This window comes from Pseudonocardia xinjiangensis (assembly GCF_012911925.1).
Taxonomy (GTDB): domain Bacteria; phylum Actinomycetota; class Actinomycetes; order Mycobacteriales; family Pseudonocardiaceae; genus Pseudonocardia; species Pseudonocardia xinjiangensis.
Genome location: NZ_JAAXKY010000023.1, coordinates 57,225 through 64,205 on the forward strand (window position 1 = coordinate 57,225; position 6,981 = coordinate 64,205).

At 71.3% G+C, this 6,981-nt stretch carries 6 protein-coding genes; 1 reads left to right on the plus strand and 5 read right to left on the minus strand.

Features of this window, described 5'->3' with window-relative positions; genetic code table 11:
* Position 1 precedes the first annotated feature (1 nt).
* From HF577_RS10045 to HF577_RS10065, 5 genes are all read right to left on the minus strand, one after another.
* Positions 2 to 1,435 carry an aminobutyraldehyde dehydrogenase gene (locus HF577_RS10045; protein ID WP_169395490.1) on the minus strand — a complete coding sequence of 478 codons (1,434 nt, stop codon included), beginning with the start codon at positions 1,433 to 1,435 and terminating at the stop codon, positions 2 to 4.
* Between the two features lie 32 nt (positions 1,436 to 1,467).
* Complete coding sequence (locus HF577_RS10050) at positions 1,468 to 2,271, minus strand: ABC transporter permease (RefSeq protein ID WP_169395491.1); 804 nt, start codon at positions 2,269 to 2,271, stop codon at positions 1,468 to 1,470.
* 13 nt (positions 2,272 to 2,284) lie between these two features.
* Complete coding sequence (locus HF577_RS10055) at positions 2,285 to 3,151, minus strand: ABC transporter permease (RefSeq protein ID WP_312859046.1); 867 nt, start codon at positions 3,149 to 3,151, stop codon at positions 2,285 to 2,287.
* A 133-nt stretch (positions 3,152 to 3,284) separates the two neighbouring features.
* A complete protein-coding gene (locus HF577_RS10060) occupies positions 3,285 to 4,469 on the minus strand; it encodes an extracellular solute-binding protein (RefSeq protein WP_312859047.1) in 1,185 nt (394 codons plus the stop codon).
* Positions 4,470 to 4,576: 107 nt separating this feature from the next.
* The gene (locus HF577_RS10065) at positions 4,577 to 5,650 is read right to left on the minus strand and encodes an ABC transporter ATP-binding protein (RefSeq protein WP_169395493.1); all 1,074 of its coding nucleotides are present in this window, start codon (positions 5,648 to 5,650) and stop codon (positions 4,577 to 4,579) included.
* A gap of 165 nt (positions 5,651 to 5,815) precedes the next feature.
* On the opposite strand from HF577_RS10065, the gene HF577_RS10070 reads away from it, so the two are divergent.
* On the plus strand, positions 5,816 to 6,559 hold the full coding sequence (locus tag HF577_RS10070; protein ID WP_169395494.1) for a FadR/GntR family transcriptional regulator: 744 nt from the start codon (positions 5,816 to 5,818) through the stop codon (positions 6,557 to 6,559).
* Positions 6,560 to 6,981 lie beyond the last annotated feature (422 nt).

Consider the following 6,981-nt stretch of genomic DNA (forward strand, 5'->3'; position numbering starts at 1 on the left):
CTCAGTACTTGCTCATGACGTGCTTGATCCGCGTGTAGTCCTCCAGCGAGTAGCCCGAGAGGTCCTTGCCGTATCCGGACTCCTTGAACCCCCCGTGCGGCATCTCCGCGACCAGCGGGATGTGGCAGTTGACCCAGACGCAACCGAAGTCCAGGGCGCGCGAGAGCCGGATCGTCCGGGAGTGGTCGCTCGTCCAGACACTCGACGCGAGCCCGTAGGGCGTGCCGTTGGCGTACGCCACGGCCTCGTCCTCGTCAGTGAACGTCTGCACGGTGATCACCGGGCCGAAGACCTCGGTCTGCACGATCTCGTCGTCCTGCACCACGCCGCTCACCACGGTCGGCGGGTAGAACCAGCCCGGGCCCTCGGCCGGGGTGCCGCCCGTGAGCACCCGCGCGTGCGACGGCAGCCGCTCGAGCAGCCCCGACACCTTCGAGAGCTGGTCGGGGTTGTTCAGCGGCGGGATGAAGAGGTCCTCGGCACCGGGCTGCTCGTCCCGCGAGAACAGGACACCGCCCGCCTCGGCGGCCAGTGCCTCGGCCAGCGCGTCGGCCACGTCGGCGTGGGCGATGACGCGGGTGGCGGCCGTGCAGTCCTGGCCGGCGTTGAAGAACCCGGCGACGGCGATGTCGGCGGCGGCCGCGGCCACGTCGGCGTCGTCGAACACGATGACCGGCGCGTTGCCGCCCAGCTCGAGGTGCACGCGGGTGACGCGGGACGCCGCGGCGCCCGCGACGGACTTCCCGGCCGGGATGCTGCCGGTGATGGCGAGCATCGCCGGGATCGGGTTCTCGCTCATCGCGACGCCGGTGGACCGGTCGCCGCACACGACGTTGAGCACACCGGGCGGCAGCACCTCGGCGAAGAGCTCACCGAGGCGCACAGTGCCGGCCGGCGTGGTGTCCGACGGCTTGAGCACCATGGTGTTGCCCGCCGCGAGTGCCGGGCCGATCTTCCAGATCGCCATCATCAGCGGGTAGTTCCACGGCGTGATGGAGCCGACCACGCCGAGGGGCTCGCGCCGGATCGACGAGGAGTGGCCCGCCATGTACTCGCCGGTGGCGCGGCCCTCGAGGTGACGCGCGGCCCCGGCGAAGAACCGGAGCTGGTCGGCCATGGGGCCGATCTCCTCCGACAGCGTCAGCCCGGTGGGCTTGCCCGTGTCGCGCGCCTCGATCTCGACGAGCTCGTCGCCGTGGGCCTCGAGCGCGTCGGCCATCTTGAGCAGGGCACTCATCCGGTCGCCCGGCGTGGTGTCACGCCAGCCCTCGTCGAACGCGCGCCGCGCGCTCCGGTAGGCCGCGTCGACGTCGGCGGCCCCGGAGAGCGGGGAGGTGGCGTACACCTCGCCCGTCTTGGGGTCGGAGATGTCGAGGGTGCGACCGTCGGCCGCGGGCACCGGCTTGCCGTCGACGATGTTGTGGAACGTCTGCATGACGGGGCCTCTCACTTCAGGGGTAGCTGCCGTTACTTCGTCACTGCGCCGGCGGAGTCACCGGACAGTCGGTTGGCCAGGTAGACCGGGAGTACCGAGATCACGACGAGGACCGCGGCCGCGACGTTGACCACGGGCGACTGGTTGGGGCGGAACAGGTTCTGGAAGATCCACAGCGGCAGGGTCTGGAGGCCCGGCCCCGCGGTGAACGTGGTGACGATGATCTCGTCGAAGGACAGCGCGAACGCCAGCAGCCCACCGGCCAGCAGAGCGCCGCGCAGCGCCGGGAAGGTGACGAGCCGCCAGGTGGTCCACGGGGTGGCGCCGAGGTCCATCGAGGCCTCCTCCACCGTGCCCGACATCCGGCGCAGCCGCGCGGACACATTGTTCACCACGATCACGATGCAGAACGTGGCGTGACCTACCACGAGGGTGAGGAACGTGAGCCCGCCCAGCGCCTGGGTGAACAGCGTGTTGAGCGCGATGCCCGTGACGATGCCGGGCATGGCGATCGGCAGCAGGATGAGCAGCGACACCCCCTCGCGGCCGAAGAACTCGTAGCGGGTGAGCGCCATCGAGGCGAGGGTGCCGAGGACCACGGCGATGGCGGTGGCCAGCAGCGCCACCTCCACCGACGTGACCAGGGCGGCCCGCACGCCGTCGTTGGTGGCGGCGACCTGCCACCAGCGCAGCGTGAGGCCGGGCGGGGGCCACGCGAACGTGGCGCTCGTGGAGAACGAGTTGAGCAGCACCAGCAGCAGCGGCGCGTAGATGAAGGTCAGTACGGCGATGGCGGCGGTGCGCAGCAGCCAGCGGGCCGTGGTGGAGAGGATCACGGGTGCTGCACTCCTAGAGCCGGGACAGGGCGCCGGTGCGCCGGATCGTCAGCAGGTAGGCCGCCATCACCAGCAGCGGCAGCACGGCCACGGCCGCGGCGAACGGCAGGTCGACCGAGAACGTGGAGTAGACCAGGTTGCCCAGCATCTGGTGGGTGCCTCCGACCAGCTGCACGGTGATGTAGTCGCCGAGCGACAGGGAGAACGTGAACACCGAGCCTGCGGCGATGGCCGGGGCGAGCATGGGCAGCACCACCGTGCGGAACGACGTCCACGGGCGGGCGCCGAGATCGGCGGTGGCCTCCAGGAACGAACCGCGCATCGAGCTGATCCCCGCGTACACCGGCAGCACCATGTACGGCAGCCAGAGGTAGGTGAGTGTCAGCACGACGGCCGTCCAGCCGTAGCCCGGGCTCGCGGCGCCCAGCAGACCGCCTTCCGGCACCAGCAGCACGCGCCACGCGTAGACCTTGACCAGGTAGGACGCCCACAGCGGGGTGAGCACGAGCGCCAGCAGCACCGGCCGCGAACGCGGGCCGGCCACGAGGGCCATGTAGGTCGCCAGCGGCAGCGCGAGCAGAGCGCAGAGCAGCGTGACGCCCACGGCCACGCCCACGGTGCGGCCGGCCGTGAGCAGGTACTCCGGGGTGGTGAGGACGTCGACGACGTTGTCGGTGGAGAAGTCGTAGACGATGCGCCCGGTGAAGCTGTTGGTCCTGAAGAACGCGGTGGCCAGGAGGAGGGCCAGCGGCGCGATGTAGAAGAGGCCGAGCCAGACCAGCGCGGGCGTGAGCAGGCCGGTGAGCCGTAGGCCCGGCCGGCGGTGCAGCACGGCCTGTAGGCGCCGCGTCAGGGTGGGGGACGCGGGGGTGCTCGTCACGCTGGACAGGGTCGTTCCTCCTCGGGTGCGAGGTGCGGCCGGGCGTGCCCGTGATGATGGGGCACGCCCGGCCGCGGTGGTCGATCGCCGACGCCGGATCAGGGACCCGGCGCCGGGTGGTGCTATGCGTTGATCAGCTGTTCTGGAGCTCGGTCCAGGCCCGGACCCACTCGTCGTAGCCGATGCACTCCACGTCCCGGCGACCGTCGATGCACTGCTCGATCGGGGTCGTCCAGTAGTAGACGTTGTCCCAGAAGCCCGTCTCCTGCGCGTGGTACTGGGTGCAGTGGTCGGGGTTCTTGGTCAGCGCGCAGGACTTCGTGTTGGCCGGGGCCTCACCGAAGTACTCCGCGACCTGTGCGTTCGCCTCGGGGGAGACGATGTGGTTGAGCCACTGGTACGCGCAGTTGATGTGCGGGGTGTCCTTCTTGATCATCCACGTGTCCGACCATCCGGTCGCACCCTCGATGGGCTTGGTGGTGCCCACCGTGGTGGCGTCGGTGTTGGCCAGGTTCGCGGTGAGCTGCCAGCCCTGCGCCTCGGACAACGTGCCGGAGGCGAGGCCCTGGCCCTGCTTGACGACGTCACCCCAGTACTCGGCGACCATCGGCTTCTGCTGGCGCAGCAGCGCGATCGCGGCGTCGAACTGCGTCTGGTCGAGCGCGTACGGGTTGGTGATCCCCAGCTCCGGGCGCTTGGCCATGAGGTAGACCGCGGCGTCGGCGATGTAGATCGCGTCGTTGTACGGGCTGATCTTGCCCGCCGCCGAGGAACCCGGCTCCCACATGTCCGCCCACGAGGTGGGCGGGGTGGGGTGGGTGGCGAGGTTGTAGAGCAGCAGGTTCGCACCCCGGCCGTGCGGGATGCCGTAGCTCTTCCCGGCGACCGTGTTCCAGGGCTTGTTCTTCAGGTCGGGGAGGATGTCGGCGTAGTTGGGCACGAGGTCGGTGTTGACCGGCTGCACGCGGTCGCCGTACACGAGGCGCAGCGAGGCGTCACCGGACGCCGAGACCACGTCGTACTCGCCGGTGGAGAACAGCTGGACGGCCTCGGCCGAGGTGGCGAACGCCCTGACCGTCACCTGGCAGCCGGTGGCCTGCTCGAACGGGGTGACCCAGTCGACGGCCGGGTCGGTGGACCCGTCCTCGGCGTAGCCCGGCCAGGCCAGCACGCTCAGCGCGCCCTCGCCCTGACCGACGGGACCGGCGTAGGCGGTGGCCTCCGGCGGGGAGTCGTCCAGAACCGGAGCCGTGTCGTCACTGCCGCCGCACGCGGCGAGTGCCAGCCCGATGGCTCCGACCAGCGCAACGGAACGCACCGCTGTCTGACATCTCATATGGATCTCTCTCTCCCGTTCTCTCGCAGCGCGGTCGGGCGACGGCGCGACTCTTGATCCCCCGGCGGGCAGGCGCCCCCCGAGGTGGCTCACATGAGGGGGATCTCGTGTTCGGGCTGCCACGAGAGCCGAACGGTCTGCCCACGGCCGAGCGGCGGCGCACCGTCGCCACTTCCGTTGAGCAGCAGCGCGGAGAGCACTCCGCCCGCCTCGAGGGCGACGACGCAGCGCGTGGTGGCGCCGGTGTAGACGAGCTCCTCGACCACACCGACCGTGCTCGACCAACCCGCGGCGGCTTCCCGGTCGACCGCGGTGACGGTGATCTTCTCCGGCCGGATGCTCCAGCTGCCCTCGCGGCCGAGGACGGTGCCCGCGGTCTCCCCGGCCAGCACGTTCGACGTGCCGACGAACCCGGCGACGAAGGCCGACGCGGGCCGCTCGTAGACCTCCTGGGGGGACCCGGCCTGCTCCACCCGGCCCTCGGAGAACACCACGGTCCGGTCGGCCAGTGTCAGTGCCTCGTCCTGGTCGTGGGTGACGAACACGAAGGTGATGCCCGAGCTCCGCTGGATCTCCTTGAGCTCGATCTGCATCTGCTCGCGCAGCTTGAGGTCGAGCGCGCCGAGCGGCTCGTCGAGCAGGAGGACCGCCGGCCGGTTCACGAGCGCGCGGGCGAGCGCGACGCGCTGCCGCTGGCCGCCCGACAGGGCCGTGGTGCTCCGGTCGGCCAGTCCTTCCAGGCGCACCGTGGCCAGCGCGGCGAGTGCGCGCTCCCGGCGTTCGGTGCGCGGGACCTTCGCGATCCTCAGCGGGTACTCGACGTTGCGCAGCACCGACAGGTGCGGGAACAGCGCGTAGTCCTGGAACACGGTGTGCACGTCGCGGTCGAACGGCGGCGCGGTGGTGACGTCACGGTCGCGGAGCAGCACGGTGCCGGCAGTGGGCTGCTCGAAGCCTGCGATGAGGCGCAGCACCGTGGTCTTCCCCGAGCCGGACGGGCCTAGGAGGGTGACGAACTCGCCCTCGGCGATGTCGAGGTCCAGGTCATGGACGGCGACCACACCACCGGGGAACTCCTTGCGCACGCCGCGCAGGGAGATCGCCGGAACCTCGCCGGCGTGCTGCGGCGGCGTGACTGGGACGGTTCGAGCAACTGACGGCACGCACCCCTCCGAGTGATATTCGAGGATAACTTATGAGTTTATATGTTTTTAGTCAAATGCCGTGGCAGTCTGACCCCTGGGCGTACAGAGGGGAACGGTCAGGTGCGCAGGGACAGACCCACGCCGACTGCGGGAGGTAAAGCCGGGGTCTTCGCCCCCCTCGAGGTGAGTAAGCGTGCCGACGCGGTCGTGCGACGGCTGTCGGAGGGTATCCGGCTGGGTCTGCTCGTCGCCGACGAGCACCTGCCCAGCGAGAGCGACCTCGCCGAATCCTTCGGCGTCTCCCCGGTGACCATTCGAGAGGCGCTCACCACGCTGCGCGAGCAGGGTCTGGTGGTCACCCGACGAGGCCGCAACGGCGGGAGCTTCGTGCGGGACGTCCGGGGCGGGGCGGCCGAGCTCCTCCGCGAGCGGCTGCGCGAGGTGAGCCCGGCGGAGCTGCGTGACCTGGCCGATCACTACGCGGCGATCAGCGGCACCAGCGCCCTGCTCGCCGCCCACCGGGCCGGCGAGCCGGACCTCGCCCTGATCACCGACAGCATGTCCGAGCTGCAGCGGGCCACCGATGCCGCTGGACGGCGCCGGGCCGTGTCGCGATTCCAGGTCGAGCTCGCGGCGGCCGCCCAGTCCCCGCGGCTCATCCGAGCGGTGATCGGCATGCAGGCCGAGGTGGGACCCCTGCTGTGGCTCGCCACCACCGGTGACGCCGACCGCGTCGAGGTCCTGCGGCGCCACCGCGAGATCCACGCCGCCGTGCTGGCCGGCGACGGCACTCGCGCTCGGGCCCAGGCGGTCGCCCACGTCTACGGCGCGCTGGCCAGGGCCGGCGCCCTCCAGCGCACGCTTCTGACAGGGGACGAGGACGGCGGCCCGCCCGGCGGGGCGGCAGCCGAGGTGCGTGCGTGGTGACGACGCGGGTGGCGCCGGTCGACGGGGTCTCGCGGTTGTGCGGCAGCGCGTCCGCTGCCGTCGGCTGAGAGCGTCGCGAGGCCGAGCGGCTCCCGCCCCGGCTCGCAGACATGCGCCCGCGCCGCGGCGTCCTCGGACCGATCGCCCTCCGCCATGCACCTGGTGCCGGCGGCTTCGGCCGGGCGCGCTGGACGACCTGCGGCAGCTCGAGTGGTGGTGTCGCGACCCAGGCGAGGGTGGGTGTCGGCTCCACCCGTGCCGAGTCCGCCGCTGCGCTGGTAGCCGGCCGCGAGACCGGCGGACGGCACGTGGCTCTCACGTTCACCGCGCCACTCTTCGGCGTGCATCCCGAGTGCGACGGCAGTACCTCGGCGTCGTGGGCGGCTGCCCTGGCTCATCACGGGGGTGCAGCGGGGCCGGGC